Raw genomic sequence first — 18,667 nt, forward strand, 5'->3', positions numbered from 1 at the left:
TCGAGTTCAGGCCATTTTCAGGGATGAGGGCAATGCGCAATATTCAGGTCAATGATTTTCAGGATGTGCCGCGGAATGTGATGGCAACGGGCAATGACTATCCAGATGGTCATCTTCTGCCGAGCCATCGACATCGCAGAGGTCAATGTCTATATGCCATTACAGGGGTACTTACGGTGATCACCCATACAGGCAGTTGGGTAGTGCCACCGAAACGCGCGCTTTGGATTCCTGCAGGGATTGACCATGAAGTGCATATGGGCGGGATCACCAAAACACGCAGTGCCTATATTCTTCCACAAGCTGCAATACAGGCAGATTTACCCAGCCATTGTGCAGTGATCAACGTATCGCCGTTATTGCATGAGCTACTGTCTACCGCAGTTGATCTCCCTGCGGAATATGACTTTGGGGGGAGGGATGATTATTTGATGCGTTTAATTATTGAAGAAATTGCGCTGATGCCTGAACTGCCTTTAAATGCGCCCTTACCACAAGAGCCGCGTTTAGCTGCCTTGTGTCTGCAATTGTTGAAGACACCGAGTCTGGAAGATGATCTTGATCATATTGCAGCGCAGGTGGGGATGAGTCGCCGTAATTTCACCCGAATTTTTCGGCAACAAACCGGGATGAGTTTTAGTAATTGGCGGCAGCAAGCCTGTTTACTCAATGCGTTGACCCGAATGGAATTGGGCCAATCCATTACCAGTGTGGCAATGGAGTTGGGTTATAGCAGCAGTAGTGCTTTTACCGCAGCCTTCAAACGTTCTTTGGGCGTGGCGCCACGTTTTTATTTACAAGGAAAATAAGCAAGGAATTGGCAGAATTGTGTTAATTTAGTTTGAATAACGGCCATTATTTCGCTTTCGCTTATCATGGTTGATGAACACTATTTATACGATAATATTATGATTTCATTATTAAAACGCTTAGCTTTATCTCATCAAGGTTTAGAACAAAATAATAAATTTGGTGAGGGCTTATCTGGAACACAACAAGCGATTGAACATCTGGGTTATGTGCAAATAGATACCATTTCCGTGGTGGAACGTGCCCATCATCATGTGCTGTGGAGTCGGGTGCCGAATTATCAATTGGGTCATTTAAATCAACTGGTACAAGATCAGCTTGTTTTTGAGCATTGGGCGCATGCAGCGTCCTATTTACCGATGCGAGATTATCGCTATGCCATGCCGTTGATGAATTCAGTGCGTAATGGGGAAAGTCGTTACTTCTCAAGAGGCGATCAGCAACTGATGCAGGAGATTCTGGCGCAGGTGAAAGCTGAAGGCAGAATCCGACTTAGAAATATGGAAAAAGGCAAACGGGAAGGTGCTGCAGGTTGGTGGAATGCAGGGCCGAGCCGCAAGGCGATTGAGCAGTTATTCATGCAAGGCGATTTAATGATCTGCGAACGCAATGGCATGGAAAAAGTCTATGATCTGACTGAACGTTGCATACCACAGGGCATTGATCTAAGCACACCGACTTTACAGGAATATGCACATTATTTATTGGATACAGCCATACGTGCTCATGGCGTATTTACATGGAAGCAATTACTGCATTTGAAAACCAATAAGGATTTACGTGAAATCATGCGTAAATTACTTGATGAACAGATTGATGCAGGCGTGATCAAGCTGATTAGGCTTGAAAATGGACAAACGATTTATGTGGCCAGCGCCGTGTTAGCCCATGAACCGAACATCCAAGCGGAGGTCAAAATATTGTCTCCTTTCGATAATCTGGTGATTCATCGTGAACGTTTAAGCAGCTTGTTTGGATTTGATTATCGCATTGAATGTTATGTGCCTGCAGCCAAAAGACAATATGGTTATTTCTGCTTACCGCTGCTTTATGTGGATGATTTTGTAGGGCAAATTGATTGTAAAGTGCATCGTCGTGAAAAGCGATTAGAAGTAATTAGTTTGCATGTGCAAGAGGCTAAACTACAGGATCGAGATTCATTTTTGCTTGCACTCAAACGAGAGTTACAACGTTTCGCCCAGTTTAATCAATGTACGAGTATTGACCTAGATAAGATTAAGTTAGGATAGGGCGAGTCATCAAACTTTGATGCCCGCCGTTTTCTCAGTAGTGACTTATCCTTAGAACGCTGCTATTCCTGTTTGGGCACGACCTAAGATCAAAGCATGCACATCATGGGTGCCTTCATAGGTATTCACAACTTCAAGATTGACCAGATGGCGGGCGACACCAAATTCATCACTAATTCCATTTCCACCCAACATATCTCGCGCCAAACGGGCAATCTCCAAGGCCTTACCACAATTATTGCGTTTAATTAGAGAGGTTGCTTCCACTGAGGCAATGCCATCATCTTTCATTCGACCAAAACGAAGTGCGAGTTGTAAACCGAGCGCAATTTCGGTTTGCATATCTGCCAACTTTTTTTGAATCAGTTGGTTGGCAGCCAGTGGCTTGCCAAACTGCTTTCGATCCAGTGTGTATTGACGGGCGGTGTGCCAACAAAATTCAGCTGCTCCCATGGCGCCCCAAGCAATACCATAACGGGCACTGTTTAAACAGGTGAAAGGGCCTTTTAAGCCACGAACCTCTGGAAATGCATTTTCTTCAGGCACAAAGACTTGATCCATCACAATTTCACCCGTAATAGACGCTCTTAAGCCGACTTTACCGTGAATTGCAGGTGCAGAAAGCCCTTGCCAACCTTTTTCTAAAATAAAGCCACGAATCGGGCCGACATTTCCTTCAGGTGAAAGCTCTTTAGCCCACACCACAAATACATCCGCAATCGGACTGTTGGTAATCCACATCTTGGCGCCTGTTAAACGGTAGCCACCTGCTACTTTTTTGGCGCGACAGGCCATACTGCCTGGATCTGAACCGTGATCGGGTTCGGTTAGACCAAAACAGCCAATCCATTCACCTGACGCAAGTTTGGGTAAATATTTTTGCTTTTGCTGTTCAGTCCCGAATTCATGAATGGGAACCATCACCAAAGAACTTTGCACACTGGCCATTGAGCGATAGCCAGAGTCCACGCGTTCAATTTCACGGGCTATCAGTCCATAACTCACATAATTTAATCCTGCACCACCATATTGTTCTGGGATGGTGGGTCCGAGCAGCCCTAATTCACCCATTTCTCTAAAGATATGCGGATCGGTTGTTTCATGGCGGAATTGATCAAGCACCCGTGGCATTAACTGGTCTTGGCAGAATGCATGGGCTGTATCACGAATCATGCGCTCTTCTTCGCTTAGTTGTTGCTCAATTAAAAATGGATCATCCCAGCGAAATTCAACACGGCTCATTCTTTATTCCTTCATCATTGTTCTAGCAAGTTCTTATCATTTTTCTCGGCTGAGCTGTTTGGTGAGCTCAGCTTAAGTCGAAATACTTTAACTTATTTGGGATGTGCTGCAATTAAATTTTAATCAACTGACCAAGCATCTCCTCAGAAATTGGATCTGCTTAGTCAGTGACCTATAGGGCTTAGACTTTGTTGGTGAGATCGGCTGATAACTCATCCCAGCGTTGATTTGCGCTTTGCATCGCCTGCATTTTGATATGTCCAAAACCACGGACTTCAGCCGGTAGTTCGGCAATCTGTTCTGCAACAGCCAGATTATAGCTGTTTGGTGATGAGATCAGGGTTTCAACAAAGGCGATGTAGCGATCACGCCATGCATGTTCATATTGACGTTCTTGTTGACGTGCAAATGGATCAAAGAAACTTTCGCGCAGCCATTGTAAACGCGCCAGTAACATCATTGGAAAGCGCATCCAGTAACCAAAGATACGTTTACGCACATTGGTTCCTAGTGTCGGTGGAGCAAGATGATAGGATAAACGTACCCCACGACCAAATTGTGACTCAATGGATTTCTTAAAGTTTGCACCTGTCAGTAAACGTGCCACTTCATATTCATCTTTATAGGCCATGACACGATACAGTTGAGTTGCGATGGTAATTGCCAGTGCTTCAGGCAGTAATTTAGCAACCTGTTCCAATAACATACGATATTGATTGGCATAGGCTTCATTCCAATAGTCTTGCAAACGTATCGTGCGATCATGGATCAGTTCAGCCAGTGTTTGTGGTGCATTACTTTTTGGTAGGCTGTCGATTAAACGGATGATTAGGCTTGGGTCACTGGCAAGGTGGCATCCAATACGGAAGGCTTCAAGGTTTTTATCAATCGCCGTGCCATTCAGTTGAATGGCTTTTTCAATACTTTCACGTAACAGTGGAATTTGCCCTGATTGCCATGCCATTCCTAAGAGCAGTTGATTAGCATAGATCGCATCACCTAAAACCTGTGTTGCGATTCGTGCGGCAGGTAAGGAGAGCAGATTTTCTTTGTGGACACGACCACGCAGACGATCAATCAAATCATGAATCGGTGCATACCAGTCACGTTTGTTAATAAAGTCAGAGGTAGGTGAGCCATCTTCATTGACGATCACCATCGCATCTTGTTTTAGACGGGATAATGCGGCATTACTGCCCGCCACAATGGCATCAGCACCAATTAATAAGTCACATTGATGTTCAGGAATTTTGGTCGATGAAATTTGTGCATCATCTGCGGCAATTTGAATATAGGAATACACCGTACCACCTTTTTGCGCCAGCCCAGCCATGTCCATGACACGGGTGGCTTTACCTTCCAAGTGTGCTGCCATACCCAGTAAAGCCCCAACGGTGACCACACCTGTACCGCCGACACCACCGACCATAATACGATTTGGTGTATCAGTCAGTTGAGGAATGACGGGGCGTTCAGGCCAACCTGTCGCAAAACCTTCAAACTTGGCGGGGCGTTTCATATCACGGGTATGCACGGTGACAAAGCTTGGGCAGAAGCCTTCCACACAGGTGAAGTCTTTATTACAGCTGCTTTGGTTAATTTGACGTTTGGTGCCCAAAGCGGTTTCTACGGGTTCAATTGAAAGACAATTTGATTTTTTGGAGCAATCGCCACAACCTTCACAGATATCGCTATTGATATAAAGACGTTCAGCAGGGTCAGGGTAAGCATCACGTTTACGGCGACGGCGTTTTTCACTAGCACAAGTTTGCACATAGATTAAAGCAGTGACACCCGAAATATCACGTAACTCACGTTGTACTGCATCAAGATCATTGCGATGGCGGATTTCGACATGCGGTGCAAGGTGTTCTTCAGCATGGATCAGCTCAGGTTCATCGGTCACGATAACCTGTTTTTTAATGCCTTCTGCATCTAGCTGGCGAGTCAGTTGCGCGACACTCAAATGCCCATCAACATGCTGACCACCGGTCATGGCAACCGCATCGTTATAGAGGATTTTATAGGTGATATTGATATTGGCTGCGATGGCTTGTCGAATCGCCAGATAGCCTGAATGGAAGTAGGTGCCATCACCGAGATTGGCAAAAATATGCTTTTCATTGGTGAAATGTGATGCACCCGCCCAACTCACACCTTCACCTCCCATTTGCGAGAAGGTTTCGGTGCCGCGATCCAGTGATACTGCGATATAGTGGCAACCGATGCCACCCAGTGCACGACTGCCTTCTGGCACGACGGTTGAGGTGTTATGCGGGCAGCCGCTACAGAAATACGGTTTACGCTCGGCCAAATCCAGTACACGGCGTGATTCTTGCTCAGCTTTATGCAGTAAATCGACACGACTCTGGATTTGCTGTCTTAAACTTTCAGGCAAATCTAACTGTAAAAACCGTGCTGCCAACATTTTGGCAATCGGTTCAGGTTGGAACTCGTAATACCCAATCAGCGGCGCTTCTTCAAATGAGGTACTCCATTCACCTTTACCATGGATCGCTTTGCCGATTACATGTGGACGTTGCTCATCAGGCAGGGAATATAATTCATCTTTAATTTGTGCTTCCAGAATCGGTCGTTTTTCTTCGACCACAATCAGTTCTTGTAAACCCACAGCAAATTCACGCAGACCCTGTGGTTCCAAAGGCCAGATTAAACCGACTTGATAGACCCGTAGCCCAAGTTGTTGCGCTGTTTCATTTTCAATGCCGAGAATGCGCAAGGCTTCGATGGTATCGAGATAACCTTTACCACTGGCGGCAATACCAATACGGGCATGCTCACACGGCCATGTGATTTGATTCAGTTGATTGGCACGTGCATAGGCCAATACTGCGGGTAAGCGATATTGATAGAGTCGTTGTTCTTGTTGGATGCCATGATCTGGCCAGCGAATATGGATGCCGTCGGCAGGCAGCTCGATTTCAGGTAAAACAGGTGTGACACGATCCAGATCGACAATGACCGAAGCCGAGGTTTCAACAATTTCACTGACCAGTTTCATTGAGGTCCAAACCCCAGCAAAACGTGACATGGCAATCGCATGGACGCCCAAATCGAGAATATGTTGCACCGAAGTTGGATAGAAAATTGGAATGCCACAACCCATCATCACATGTTCAGATTGGTGTGGAACGGTGGATGATTTACAGGAATGGTCATCACCAAACAGGGCAACCACGCCACTGTGTTTGGCCGTTCCTGCAAGGTTGGCATGGCGGAGCACATCGCCTGAGCGGTCTACACCTGGGCCTTTACCATACCACCATGCGCTCACACCATCATATTTACCCTGACCTGCAAGGTTGGCTTGTTGCGTGCCCCAAATGGCAGTCGCTGCAAGGTCTTCATTGATACCAGGTTGAAAGACGACATGGTGATCTTTAAGCAGGCCTCCAATTTGCCAAAGGAAATTATCATAATTCCCGACAGGGGAACCGCGATAACCTGAAATGAAGCCGGCAGTATGCAACCCGTTCAATTCATCACGGCGAGTCTGTGCTAGAGGTAACCGAACCAGTGCCTGAATGCCTGTCATATAGGCCGAACCGTGATCACTGATATATTTATCGTCCAGTGATACATCTTTAGTAGCGATCATTTTTGGAGTAACTTTTGTCGCTATATTCATTTATGTCTCCTTAGAATTGTGTGTAGTTTTGGCTACTTTCTTTTTTCAACATCCAGTTGAATATTTGGAGTAAGTACATGTTTGAAAAAGACTGATCAGCGGCGTTTGCTAAAAAAAACTGCTCAATCAATGTACATATTTGTCATTGTGGTTGATCCAGACTGGTGCAACAATGCGTAATTTAGAAAAAGATATTTACGTTATGCGCAAAAATCTTGATGGTGGACTTTTACATGCAATGCATGCCTTCCTGAAAGTGATTGATAGCGGGAGTTTCACGGCTGCCGCTGAACAGATGGAACTGACAACTGCGCAAGTTTCGCGATTAATTAGCGAGTTAGAAGGGCGTTTAGGTACAAAACTACTACAACGATCAACCCGCCAGCATGCCTTGACCGAAATTGGTGCAAACTATGCCGAGCAGTGTCGCCAAGTACTGGCGATGGTGGAGGAGTCCGAAGCACAAGCCATGGGCATGGCAGCCAGACCACAAGGGCGATTGCGCGTGTTGAGTATGGCCAGTTTTGGTCATCATTATCTGGCGCCGATGATGGCGGATTTCTGTCAAACCTATCCCGACCTGACGGTTGAATATCGGACTTCACAAAATGTGCCTGATTTATTAGGTAAGGGCATTGATGTTAGCCTATATCTCACTGAGTCATTGGCAGATTCACGGTTTGTGGCACGTCGAATTGGTACCATCTTCTCGGTGTTATGTGCATCACCTGCATATTTAGAAAAGTATGGCGAACCTCAATCCTTGGATGATTTGCAAAAGCATGCCTGCTTGCGCTTGGTTAACCCTTCGATTACCCCGCAATGGCATCTAGTCAGTGAAAATAGCTGTTCTTATCAGATTGATATCAATGGACCCTTGATTGCTGATACACCTGAGTTGTTGCTGGATGTTGTACAACAGGATATGGGCATTGCATTATTACCGACCTTCTCATCGATTGATGCGATTCGAGCAGGGCGACTGCGCCGTATTTTACCTGCTTGGCGATCACCTGATATCGGGGTGTATACCTTATTGCCATCGCGTCATTTTGTGGATGCAAAAACACGGGCATGGCTGGAATGGGTCGAGCAGCATATTTCTCCGAAAATCCAAATGGATACGGATTATTTTTTATAAATTGGTTATTGAATATATTATTTATCTGAGTTTAATGAAATTTATTTTTAAACTATTGAAAATAAATAATCATGCCAGAGTCATATAGTGCTCTCATCCTGTTTTTAGCAATAACCTGCGGTTCGCCTTACTTTGGTTTCGCCCAAAGTAAGCAAAAGCATTGTCATCTACAAAACCTGTTCACTTCTTTCAATTAAATAGATGGATTGCAAAAACAGAATCTTACAGATATCACGCAGGTTGTAGATGACGTCTCCGAGTATCATATAACTACAGCAAACCTGTGTTGTTTAAAGAAATTATGAAACAAGAGTAAAATGTCTGGTGATCAGTTTTGTGAGTTTAAAAATGAACTTTGATTCACCAGATTACAGTTAAGAGTAATATTTGAGTTGCTTAAACACAACGGCTTTGCCAATATGCTGTCGCATAGTTAGATAAGCTTTTTCGGTTTAAGACATGGCTAATATTTTGGCTGGCTTGCATCAGTTTTTCTAAATCAATCCCCGTTTCAAAGCCCATATGGGAGAGTAAATAGAATAGGTCTTCAGTGGCGACATTGCCAGAAGCGCCTTTGGCATAGGGGCAACCACCCAGTCCAGCAAGGGATGAATCAAACACACGAATGCCTTGTTGTAAGGACTGATAGATATTGGCAATCGCCATGCCGTAAGTATTGTGAAAATGTCCTGCCAAAACTTTGCTGTCGAGTTCAGCTAGACAAGCTTGCCAAACTTTTTTGACTCGATCTGGTGTGGCGGTACCGATGGTCTCACCTAAAGACACTTCATAACAACCCATGTCATACAGTCGTTTAACCACGTTGACCACTTGCTTAGGTGCAATCGCACCTTCATAAGGACAATCGACGATACAAGAGACATAACCACGGACACGAATATGCTGTGCTTTGGCTGCACGTAGCACATCAGCGAATTTTTCAAAGCTCTCGTCGATTGAGCAGTTGATATTTTTACGGGTAAAGCTTTCAGAAGCTGCGGTAAATACCGCAACCTCTTTGCATCTCACAGCCTGAGCAGCCTCAAAACCTTTGATATTGGGGGTAAGTAGGCTTAAATTCAGATCGGTACCTTGTGGGAGCTGCTTAAACAGCTCATCGCTTTGCGCCATTTGCGGCACCCATTTGGCAGATACACAGGAACCGACCTCAATTGATTTTAGTCCAGCACTTATCAGATCATGAATAAAGTCTAGGCGTTGTTCGACGGTCAACGCCTGTTTTTCATTTTGCAGACCATCTCGGGGTCCAACTTCCACGATTTTGACAAACTCACTCATGCAACTTCCTCCTGTAAAGGCTGAAATTCCACCAGTTCATCGCCAGCTTTGACCTGATCACCCACCTGAAAATAGGCATCAACAATCACGCCATCTTGCGGTGCGCGAATGGTGTATTCCATTTTCATTGCTTCAAGCGTCATTAAAATATCGTCTTTTTTGACATTATGATTAGCGCCGACCAGAACCTGAGTCACCACACCCGGCATGGGTGCTTTGAGATGGCCTTGATCTGCTTGGCTATCGTCCTGATGATAATCTTGACGAATATAGCCAAACTTATAGCTTTGTCCCGTATGGAACAGGGTAATGCCTTGCAAACTCTGGTTAAATGACAGTTTCTGTTGGGTACCATTGAGATGAATCACCGCTGTGTGTGCATCCAATAATTGTCCAGAAATCTGATAACTTTCGCCGTTATATTCTGTATTAAAACCGTGTTCTGCCGCACTTAGCTTGATTTGAATATTCTGATCTAGATAGTTCAGTTTGATGGTTTGCTTAAAGGCAATATTTAAACGCCATAGCGGTTGTGCTTGCCATAACTGTTTTTGGCTAGAGTGGTTGTGATTGAGTTTACTTAAAAATTCGATAAAGGCCGTCGCAACCACCAATTCAGGTTTAATCTGTTCAGGCTGGAACAAGAAATCATGTTCACGCTGAATCAGATTGGTATCCAGTTTGGCCTGTTTAAATGAATCACAGCGTACAATTTTTTCCAAAAAGGCAATGTTATTTCCCAAACCATCGACATGGAATTGACTGAGTGCATGCTGCATTTGGATCAAAGCCGCTTCACGGTTTTTGCCCCATACAATCAATTTGGCAATCATTGGGTCGTAATAGGTGGTGATTTCATCACCTTCTACGATACCGCTGTCAACACGGACAGATTGGTTTTGCGTTGGGTAGTGTAGATAGTCAATTTTGCCGATGGCAGGTAAGAAGCCTTTTTCGGGTTCTTCTGCATAGATACGGGCTTCAAGGGCATGGCCATGAATCTGTAATTGATGTTGCAGTTTTGGTAGTGGTTCACCATCGGCGACACGCAATTGCCATTCGACCAGATCTTCACCAGTAATCATTTCGGTGACAGGATGTTCAACTTGTAGACGGGTGTTCATTTCCATGAAATAGGCGGTGCCGTCCTGTTCCACAATAAACTCAACTGTACCCGCACCGACGTAATCCACTGCACGGGCAGCATCAATCGCAGCTTGACGCATGGCATCCAATTTTTCAGTAGGCATTTGTGGTGCAGGGGCTTCTTCAAGTACTTTTTGATGACGACGTTGTACCGAACAATCACGTTCAAATAGATGTACATAATTGCCATGCGTATCGCCAAAGACTTGTACTTCAATATGACGCGGTTGAATCACATAGCGTTCAATTAGGACATCATCATTACCAAAGCTTGATTTAGCTTCACGTTTACATGAGGCTAAGGATTGCAAGAAATCTTCACTACGCTCGACCAAGCTCATGCCTTTACCACCACCGCCAGCACTGGCTTTGATCAGTACTGGATAACCAATTGCATCGGCTTGCTGTTTTAAAAACTCAGCCTCTTGATTGGTGCCGTGATAACCCGGTGTTAAAGGCACACCTGCTTTTTCCATCAAGGCTTTAGAGGTCGCTTTGAGACCCATAGCTAAAATCGCATCGACAGGTGGGCCAATGAAGCAAATATTGTGTTGCTGACAAGCGAGGGCAAATTGGTCATTTTCGGACAAGAAGCCGTAACCCGGGTGAATTGCTTGGCTGCCCGTATCAATCGCCGCCTGAATAATACGATCTACTTGTAAATAACTTTGTGTGGCAGGGGATTGCCCAATATAAATCGCTTCATCCGCCAATTTAACATGCTGTGCATGGGCATCTGCATCTGAATACACTGCAACCGTTGCAATACCGAGTTTTTTTGCAGTACGAATCACACGGCAGGCAATCTCGCCACGGTTCGCAATTAAAATCTTTTCAAACATTGTGATCGTCCTGAATTGTTGTTATTGGGGAGTGGAAGTCCACGCAGGTTGTTGTTTATTTAAAAAGGCATTCAAACCTTCTTTGGCTTCACTGCCTTGACGAACTTGAGCAATATGCTGTGCAGTTTGCTTAAGCAAATCATCACTCATCGTTTGGTGGCTGACCATCTGAATTAACTGTTTCGATGCAGCCTGCGCCTGAGGTCCACCGAGCAGCAATGCATTAATAATTTCTTGAACTTTTTGGTCCAAGTCTTCTGCATCGGCGACTTCATGGGCCAAGCCAATCTGCTTGGCCTCGCGTGCTGAAATACGTTCAGCTGTTAAGAAGTAACGAGAAGCCTGCCGAGCACCAATGGCACGAATCACATAGGGACTGATGGTAGATGGCGCAAGACCGAGCCGAACTTCAGAAGTCGCAAATTTGGCGTCAGTACTGGCAATACAAATATCACAGGCCGATGCCAAGCCCATACCACCGCCAAAGGCAATGCCATGCACACGCGCAAGTGTCGGTTGCTTTAAGGTCGCGAGAGCATTTAGCATCTGTGCAAGTTTGAGTGCATCGGCTTCATTTTCTGCGGAAGAGGCTTGACCTGCCTGTTTCATCCAATTCAGATCGGCACCTGCTGAAAAGCTTTTGCCACGTCCTGCTAAGACCACCACACGCACATCATCTCGTGTGTTGAGGCTGGTAAAGCAGGCATGTAATTCTTCAATCACCGTAGTATTAAAGGCATTGTGCAGTTCTGGTCGGTTTAGCCACACATAGGCCACTTGACCGTGTTGTTCCAATTGTAAAAATTGATAGCTCATAGACACCTCTTACATGCGGAACACGCCGAACTTGGTCGGTTGAATCGGCGCATTCAGCGCAGCAGCAAGGCTCAGACCCAGCACATGACGGGTTTGAGCAGGGTCAATCACGCCGTCATCCCAGAGGCGGGCAGAGGCATAATACGGGTGCCCTTGATGCTCATATTGTTCACGAATCGGTTGTTTAAATTGATCTTCTTCCTGTGCTGACCATTGCGCGCCTTTTTGCTCAATCTGATCACGTTTCAAGGTCGACAGTACGCTGGCAGCTTGTTCACCACCCATCACTGAAATGCGCGAGTTTGGCCAAGTCCATAAAAAGCGTGGTGAGTAAGCACGTCCGCACATGCCATAGTTACCCGCACCGAAAGAACCGCCAATAATCAGGGTGAGTTTTGGTACATTGGCTGTCGCTACCGCCATCACCAGTTTGGCACCATTTTTGGCAATGCCTTCATTTTCATATTGGCGACCGACCATAAAGCCAGTGATGTTTTGGATAAATAGCAATGGGATATTACGTTGAGTACATAGCTCGATAAAGTGTGCGCCTTTCTGTGCAGATTCAGAAAATAGAATCCCGTTATTGGCAATGATGCCAACAGGCATCCCATACAAAGAGGCAAAACCTGTGATCAGAGTTGAGCCAAAACGTGCTTTAAATTCATCAAAGCGCGAGCCGTCTACGATGCGGGCAATGACTTCACGTACATCGAAAGGTTTACGTGCATCACTTGGTACAACGCCATAAAGTTCGTTGGCATCAAATAGCGGTTCATCAATCTGCTTGTTTAATTCATTTGGCTTTTTATTCAAATTGGCAACAATGTTACGGGCAATCGCAAGTGCGTGTTCATCATTTTCAGCCAAATGATCGGCAACCCCTGATAGGCGGGTATGTACATCACCACCACCCAAATCTTCACTGCTGACCACTTCACCCGTTGCGGCTTTGACTAATGGTGGGCCGCCAAGAAAAATCGTACCTTGATTACGGACAATAATCGTTTCATCCGACATGGCAGGGACATAAGCACCACCAGCGGTACAGCTGCCCATCACTACCGCAATTTGGGCGATACCTTGGCTCGACATACGCGCTTGATTATAGAAAATACGCCCGAAATGATCTCGATCAGGGAAGACCTCATCTTGCATCGGTAAGAATGCACCGCCTGAATCGACGAGATAAATACATGTCAAGTGATTTTGCTCTGCAATTTCCTGCGCACGTAAATGCTTTTTCACCGTCAATGGATAATAGGTGCCACCTTTGACGGTTGCATCATTGGCGACGATCATGCAGGTCACACCATTAACTTGACCAATACCTGCAATCACACCCGCAGCAGGGATGTCATCTTCATATACCTTGTAAGCAGCCAATTGACCAATTTCTAAAAAAGCAGTACCGACGTCAATCAGTTGATCAATACGATCGCGTGGTAATAGTTTGCCTCTGGCCAAATGTTTTTGGCGGGCATTTTCGCCACCACCAAGTGCCACTTTTTGAGCCACTTGTTTCAGATCGCTGACCAATGTTTGCATGGCATGTTGATTGGTTTTGAAGTCTTCACTTCGAACATTAATTTTGCTGTGTAATTGGTTCATATGCTGCGTCCTTATTATTTATTATTATTTGGTTTCATTGAACAATTCGCGGCCAATCAGCATACGGCGAATTTCAGAGGTGCCTGCACCGATTTCATAAAGTTTGGCATCACGCCATAAACGACCAGCTGAAAATTCATTGATATAACCATTACCACCGAGCGTTTGAATGGTTTCGCCTGCCATCCACGTGGCTTTTTCTGCTGCATATAAAATTGCACTGGCTGCATCTTTGCGTAAGCTACGGTCATGGTCGGCTTTGTCACAGGCCGCACCAACCGCATAGACCAAGGCTTTACAAGCCAGCCAAGTGGAATACATATCCGCCAGTTTGCCTTGCATCAATTGAAATTCACCCAAGGCCTGACCGAATTGTTCACGTTCATGCAGGTAGGGAATCACCACATCCAGACAGGCATCCATAATGCCTAAAGGCCCAGCACTTAAAACCGCTCGTTCATAGTCCAAACCACTCATCAGTACTTTGGCACCATTGCCAACGCCACCAAGTACGTTTTCGGTAGGCACTTCAACATTGTCAAAAAATAGTGGATAGGTATTAGAGCCACGCATACCCAACTTATCTAGGTGCTTACCATGGCTAAAGCCGGGCATATCTTTTTCAATCAGGAAGGCGGTCATGCCTTTGGCACCTGCATGTGGATCGGTTTTGGCATACACCACCAATACATCAGCATCCCCGCCATTGGTGATCCACATTTTTGAACCATTGAGAACAAAGTGATCGCCTTTTTGTTCGGCACGGAGTTTCATACTGACCACATCCGAACCTGCGTTGGGTTCAGACATCGCCAAAGCACCGACAAAGTCACCTGAAATCAGCTTGGGTAAATATTTCTGCTTTTGTTGCTCACTGCCGTTACGGTTGATCTGGTTAATACACAAGTTAGAATGCGCACCATAAGAAAGACCAATAGAGGCGGATGCACGCGAAATTTCTTGCAACACGATGATATGTGCCAGATAGCCTAGATTGGTGCCGCCATATTCTTCAGAAACGGTTAAGCCCATCAATCCCATATCTCCAAATTTTTTCCAGAGATGGGCAGGGAATACATTGTCCTGATCGACTTGTTGTGCAATAGGTGCAATTTCCTTTGCACAAAATGCAGCAACCGAATCTTGTAGAGCAATTAATGTTTCATCCAGACCAAAGTTCAAGCTACGTAGGTTCATTGTGTTGTCATCCCAGTGATTATATTTGTTGTTCCATTAAGCGTTGTTGTGTGTGCTTAGGAACTACCTTACAATGAATTTTTAAAAAAGTGAATAGTGATTCATAAAATGATTTACAATTCACTTTATTTGTTAGAGAATAAAATTTATGAGCTATAAACGATCAACTTTAATGCAGGAGCGGATGGAGCAAAATCGTAAATCGATTTTGAGTTCAGCCAGAAAATTAATTTCAGAAGGAGGGTTCAAAGACGCACAGATACAAACCATTGCTGAGCAAGCAGGGGTCTCAAGTGGTCTGGTGTATCGCTACTTTGACAATAAAAGTCAGGTGCTAATTGAGGTCTTGTCAGAAGCCATCAATACCGAACTGTTGGTGATTGATGCCATCACAGAAAGTGATCTGACCGCACAACAAAAATTGCACAAGGCAGTCGCGACCTTTGTAAAACGGGCCTTGAACAGTCCGCAGCTGGCATATTCACTCATGTTTGAACCTGTGGATTCAAGCGTTGAACATGAGCGTTTTCGGGTAAAGCAGTTGATTAAACAAAGTATTAAAAAAATCCTTGCAGATGGAAATGCAAGTGGTGAGTTTGTTCTGGATGACTTAAACACAACAGCCATGTGTGTGGTCGGGGCAATGACCTATGTGGTGGTTGAACCGTTGGATCCAGCACAAAATACCAAGTTTGATCATGCGCACAAAGACTATTTTTCCAAACAGATTGCTGACTTTTGTGTGGATGCAGTACAGAAAAAGTAGGGCAGACAAAACGGTTTAACATCACAACAATAGGCAGTTTGAAGAGTAGTTGCAGTTACAACAATTAGATCAGGTAAGAACAGAATTAAAAAAGAATCAAGGAGAATGATTCAATGCAACATGTACGGTTAAGCTATGCCTCTGGAACCAGCTCGCAGCCCTTGTTGGGGATGACGATTGGAGATAAATTTGATCAAGCCTGCCAGCAATATGCTGAGCAAGAGGCGATTGTCAGTTCACATCAGAACCGACGCTTAAGCTACAAAGAACTACAGCATGAAGTGAATGCATTTGCCTGTAGTCTGCTCAAGCTGGGTTTGAAAAAAGGCGATCGACTGGCAATCTGGTCACCCAACTGTGTGGAATGGACCGTGACCCAATTTGCCGCATTTAAAGCAGGCATTATTTTGGTGAATCTGAATACTGCCTATAAGAGTCATGAACTGGAATATGTACTCAATAAAGTCTCCTGCAAAGGCTTGATTATTGCCTCACAATTCAAGACCGCAGATTATCAAGAATTGCTGAGTAAGATTGCCCCAGAATTGGCATCCAGTACTGATAAGGTATTGAATGCAGCTCGGTTACCGCATTTAAAATATGTGATTAAAATTGATGAGCAACAGCATATAGGTATCCATCGTTTTAGCGATTTGCTCGAAACCCCAAATCAATCTCAGCTCGATGAGTTACAGCGCTTAGCTAAGCAATTGCAGTTTGATGAAACCATTAATATCCAATTTACCTCTGGTACAACAGGCAATCCAAAAGGAACCATGTTGACGCATCATAACATCCTGAATAATGGTTATTTTGTTGGTGAAGGGATTGGCTTAACCCCCCAAGATCGAGTCTGTATCTCGGTGCCTTTATTCCATTGTTTTGGCATGGTGATGGGCAATCTGGCCTGCATTACGCATGGTGCAACCATGGTTTATCCTGCTTCAGTCTTTAATCCACTGGAAAGCTTAAAAACCATTGAGCAGGAAAAATGTACGGCAGCTTATGGTGTGCCGACCATGTTTATTGCCATTTTGGAACATGAGCAATTTGCCGAATTTGATTTGAGCAGTTTAAGAACGGGCATTATGGCAGGCAGTCCATGTCCGAGAGAAATCATGCAGCGTGTGATTGACCGTATGCATATGTCAGAAATCACCATCTGTTATGGCATGACCGAAACCTCTCCAGTCAGTGTGCAGAGTTATATCGATGATTCAATTGATAAACGAGTCAGTACGGTTGGGCATGTTCATCCACATTTGGAAGTCAAAATTGTCGATTTAGAAGGCGAAATTGTGCCGCAAGGCACACTGGGTGAACTTTGCGTACGTGGTTATTCCGTAATGGCGGGATATTGGGATGAGCCTGAAAAAACCAAAGAAGTGATCGACACAGCGGGCTGGATGCATACGGGTGATATCGCTGAAATGGACAGTGAGGGCTTTGTCAAAATCAAAGGCCGGATTAAAGATGTGGTCATTCGCGGGGGAGAAAACCTGTTTCCCAAAGAAATCGAAGACTTTTTATATACCCATCCCGATGTCTGTGATGTGCAAGTGATCGGTTTGCCCGACATGCGTTATGGTGAAGAGCTCTGTGCCTGCATCATTTTACACGAGCACCATCAAAGCAATGAAGACAGTATCCGTAGTTTCTGCAAAGAGCATATTTCACATAATAAAGTGCCACGTTACGTTAAGTTTTTTGATGAGTTCCCAATGACGGCTTCAGGCAAAGCACAGAAATTTAAATTGCAGGAAATCATGCGGGTAGAGCTGAATTTGACTGCTGAAATTTTTGATTAAAACCGTATTCCTCCTCTGTGTATTGCGACTGAGGAGGAGCTTTGATGTCGTGGTTGTTCTCTAAACATAGGGTATCAGGATCAAGAAATGAAGATTAGAAATGATTGGTCACGTGCAGAAATACAGGCTGTGTATGAGCAGCCTTTATTAGATTTGCTGTTTCAGGCACAACAGTTACACCGACAATATTTTGCTGCGAATACGATTCAGGTCAGTACTTTGCTGTCTATTAAGACAGGGAAATGCCCTGAAGATTGTAAGTACTGTTCGCAATCGGCGCGTTATGATTCAAAACTGGAAGCAGAAAAACGCATTGCCGTCGAGAAAGTCATTCAAGAGGCACAAAAATCCAAAGCCTCAGGTGCATCTCGTTTTTGTATGGGTGCTGCATGGCGCAATCCTCACGAGCGCGATATGCCTTATGTACTGGACATGGTGCGCGAGGTCAAAGCTTTAGGACTGGAAACCTGTATGACTTTGGGCATGTTGAATGCCTCTCAGGCGGAGCGTTTAAAAGATGCAGGTCTGGATTATTACAACCATAATCTGGATACCTCGCGTGAATATTATTCCCACATTATCAGCACCCGAACTTTTGATGATCGACTGGATACACTAGACCATGTTCGACAGGCAGGCTTGAAAGTCTGTAGTGGTGGGATTGTCGGTTTAGGTGAAAGTCGAGAGGATCGAATTGGTCTATTGTATGAACTTGCAACTTTGCCGCTACATCCTGAGTCTGTACCGATCAATATGCTGGTACCGATAGAAGGGACTCCTTTGGCTCAAGTAGAAAAACTGGATGTGGTTGAATGGATTCGGACCATTGCGGTGGCGCGATTAATCATGCCGCAAAGTTACATTCGACTCTCGGCAGGCCGTGAAGCATTAACCGATTCAGATCAAGCTCTGGCATTTATGGCAGGTGCTAATTCGATCTTTTCGGGTGAAAAACTGTTGACCACCGCCAATGCAGGTGAAAATCGTGACCAAGCCTTATTTCAAAAATTGGGCTTAAGTACCGAAGCGACTAAACCTTCTATAAAGCAGTTATCTGTTGATGCGATGCTGACCGTTTAAAGCATTTAAA

Annotated in this window: 12 protein-coding genes and 1 pseudogene; 6 read left to right on the forward strand and 7 right to left on the reverse strand. The window is 44.9% G+C overall.

Annotated features, from left to right (window positions below):
* Positions 1-32: 32 nt before the first annotated feature.
* Together F902_RS08765 and F902_RS08770 are read left to right on the forward strand one after the other, a co-directional pair.
* A complete protein-coding gene (locus tag F902_RS08765; RefSeq protein ID WP_005202710.1) occupies positions 33-809 on the forward strand; it encodes an AraC family transcriptional regulator in 777 nt (258 codons plus the stop codon).
* A gap of 99 nt (positions 810-908) precedes the next feature.
* Entirely contained in the window at positions 909-2,060 is a 1,152-nt protein-coding gene (locus F902_RS08770) for a winged helix-turn-helix domain-containing protein (RefSeq protein WP_026057533.1), read from the forward strand.
* Positions 2,061-2,111: 51 nt separating this feature from the next.
* Here F902_RS08770 and F902_RS08775 read toward each other — a convergent pair whose 3' ends face one another.
* Both F902_RS08775 and F902_RS08780 read right to left on the reverse strand, forming a co-directional pair.
* Entirely contained in the window at positions 2,112-3,302 is a 1,191-nt protein-coding gene (locus F902_RS08775; RefSeq protein WP_005202713.1) for an acyl-CoA dehydrogenase, read from the reverse strand.
* Positions 3,303-3,483: 181 nt separating this feature from the next.
* Complete coding sequence (locus tag F902_RS08780) at positions 3,484-6,951, reverse strand: indolepyruvate ferredoxin oxidoreductase family protein (RefSeq protein ID WP_005202715.1); 3,468 nt, start codon at positions 6,949-6,951, stop codon at positions 3,484-3,486.
* Positions 6,952-7,153: 202 nt separating this feature from the next.
* On the opposite strand from F902_RS08780, the gene F902_RS08785 reads away from it, so the two are divergent.
* Positions 7,154-8,092: a LysR family transcriptional regulator gene (locus tag F902_RS08785; RefSeq protein ID WP_032812072.1), complete on the forward strand. Its 939-nt coding sequence runs from the start codon at positions 7,154-7,156 to the stop codon at positions 8,090-8,092.
* A gap of 396 nt (positions 8,093-8,488) precedes the next feature.
* Here the strand turns inward: F902_RS08785 and F902_RS08790 are convergent, their stop codons facing one another.
* From F902_RS08790 to F902_RS08810, 5 genes and pseudogenes are all read right to left on the reverse strand, one after another.
* Positions 8,489-9,391: a hydroxymethylglutaryl-CoA lyase gene (locus F902_RS08790; protein WP_005202720.1), complete on the reverse strand. Its 903-nt coding sequence runs from the start codon at positions 9,389-9,391 to the stop codon at positions 8,489-8,491.
* Positions 9,388-11,379 carry an acetyl/propionyl/methylcrotonyl-CoA carboxylase subunit alpha gene (locus F902_RS08795; RefSeq protein WP_005202722.1) on the reverse strand — a complete coding sequence of 664 codons (1,992 nt, stop codon included), beginning with the start codon at positions 11,377-11,379 and terminating at the stop codon, positions 9,388-9,390. The genes F902_RS08790 and F902_RS08795 overlap by 4 nt, the downstream gene beginning before the upstream one ends.
* Positions 11,361-12,195, reverse strand: a pseudogene (locus F902_RS08800) (enoyl-CoA hydratase/isomerase family protein). Before F902_RS08800 ends, F902_RS08795 begins: the two are co-directional and overlap by 19 nt.
* Positions 12,196-12,204: 9 nt before the next feature.
* Positions 12,205-13,806, reverse strand: a complete 1,602-nt coding sequence (locus F902_RS08805; RefSeq protein WP_005202725.1) for a carboxyl transferase domain-containing protein — start codon at positions 13,804-13,806, stop codon at positions 12,205-12,207.
* A gap of 24 nt (positions 13,807-13,830) precedes the next feature.
* Positions 13,831-15,003, reverse strand: coding sequence for an isovaleryl-CoA dehydrogenase (locus F902_RS08810; RefSeq protein ID WP_005202727.1), 1,173 nt, complete (start codon positions 15,001-15,003; stop codon positions 13,831-13,833).
* A 148-nt stretch (positions 15,004-15,151) separates the two neighbouring features.
* Here F902_RS08810 and F902_RS08815 point away from each other — a divergent pair, with 148 nt between their 5' ends.
* The 3 genes from F902_RS08815 to bioB all read left to right on the forward strand — a co-directional run bounded on the left by F902_RS08815 (position 15,152) and on the right by bioB (position 18,657).
* Positions 15,152-15,769 carry a TetR/AcrR family transcriptional regulator gene (locus F902_RS08815; protein WP_005187203.1) on the forward strand — a complete coding sequence of 206 codons (618 nt, stop codon included), beginning with the start codon at positions 15,152-15,154 and terminating at the stop codon, positions 15,767-15,769.
* Positions 15,770-15,882: 113 nt separating this feature from the next.
* The gene (locus tag F902_RS08820; protein WP_005202733.1) at positions 15,883-17,577 is read left to right on the forward strand and encodes an AMP-binding protein; all 1,695 of its coding nucleotides are present in this window, start codon (positions 15,883-15,885) and stop codon (positions 17,575-17,577) included.
* A gap of 87 nt (positions 17,578-17,664) precedes the next feature.
* Positions 17,665-18,657 (forward strand): biotin synthase BioB, encoded by a 993-nt coding sequence (gene bioB / locus F902_RS08825; protein ID WP_005202734.1) that lies wholly within the window; start codon positions 17,665-17,667, stop codon positions 18,655-18,657.
* Positions 18,658-18,667: the final 10 nt, after the last annotated feature.

Origin of the sequence: Acinetobacter higginsii (assembly GCF_000369525.1) — a bacterium.
Taxonomy (GTDB): domain Bacteria; phylum Pseudomonadota; class Gammaproteobacteria; order Pseudomonadales; family Moraxellaceae; genus Acinetobacter; species Acinetobacter higginsii.

Bases quoted from the DNA above. Each gene is read 5' to 3' on its own strand.
- F902_RS08765 (WP_005202710.1), top strand. From the start codon at position 33: ATGCGCAATATTCAGGTCAATGATTTTCAGGATGTGCCGCGGAATGTG.
- F902_RS08770 (WP_026057533.1), top strand. From the start codon at position 909: ATGATTTCATTATTAAAACGCTTAGCTTTATCTCATCAAGGTTTAGAA.
- F902_RS08775 (WP_005202713.1), bottom strand. From the start codon at position 3,302: ATGAGCCGTGTTGAATTTCGCTGGGATGATCCATTTTTAATTGAGCAA.
- F902_RS08780 (WP_005202715.1), bottom strand. From the start codon at position 6,951: ATGAATATAGCGACAAAAGTTACTCCAAAAATGATCGCTACTAAAGAT.
- F902_RS08785 (WP_032812072.1), top strand. From the start codon at position 7,154: ATGCGCAAAAATCTTGATGGTGGACTTTTACATGCAATGCATGCCTTC.
- F902_RS08790 (WP_005202720.1), bottom strand. From the start codon at position 9,391: ATGAGTGAGTTTGTCAAAATCGTGGAAGTTGGACCCCGAGATGGTCTG.
- F902_RS08795 (WP_005202722.1), bottom strand. From the start codon at position 11,379: ATGTTTGAAAAGATTTTAATTGCGAACCGTGGCGAGATTGCCTGCCGT.
- F902_RS08805 (WP_005202725.1), bottom strand. From the start codon at position 13,806: ATGAACCAATTACACAGCAAAATTAATGTTCGAAGTGAAGACTTCAAA.
- F902_RS08810 (WP_005202727.1), bottom strand. From the start codon at position 15,003: ATGAACCTACGTAGCTTGAACTTTGGTCTGGATGAAACATTAATTGCT.
- F902_RS08815 (WP_005187203.1), top strand. From the start codon at position 15,152: ATGAGCTATAAACGATCAACTTTAATGCAGGAGCGGATGGAGCAAAAT.
- F902_RS08820 (WP_005202733.1), top strand. From the start codon at position 15,883: ATGCAACATGTACGGTTAAGCTATGCCTCTGGAACCAGCTCGCAGCCC.
- bioB (WP_005202734.1), top strand. From the start codon at position 17,665: ATGAAGATTAGAAATGATTGGTCACGTGCAGAAATACAGGCTGTGTAT.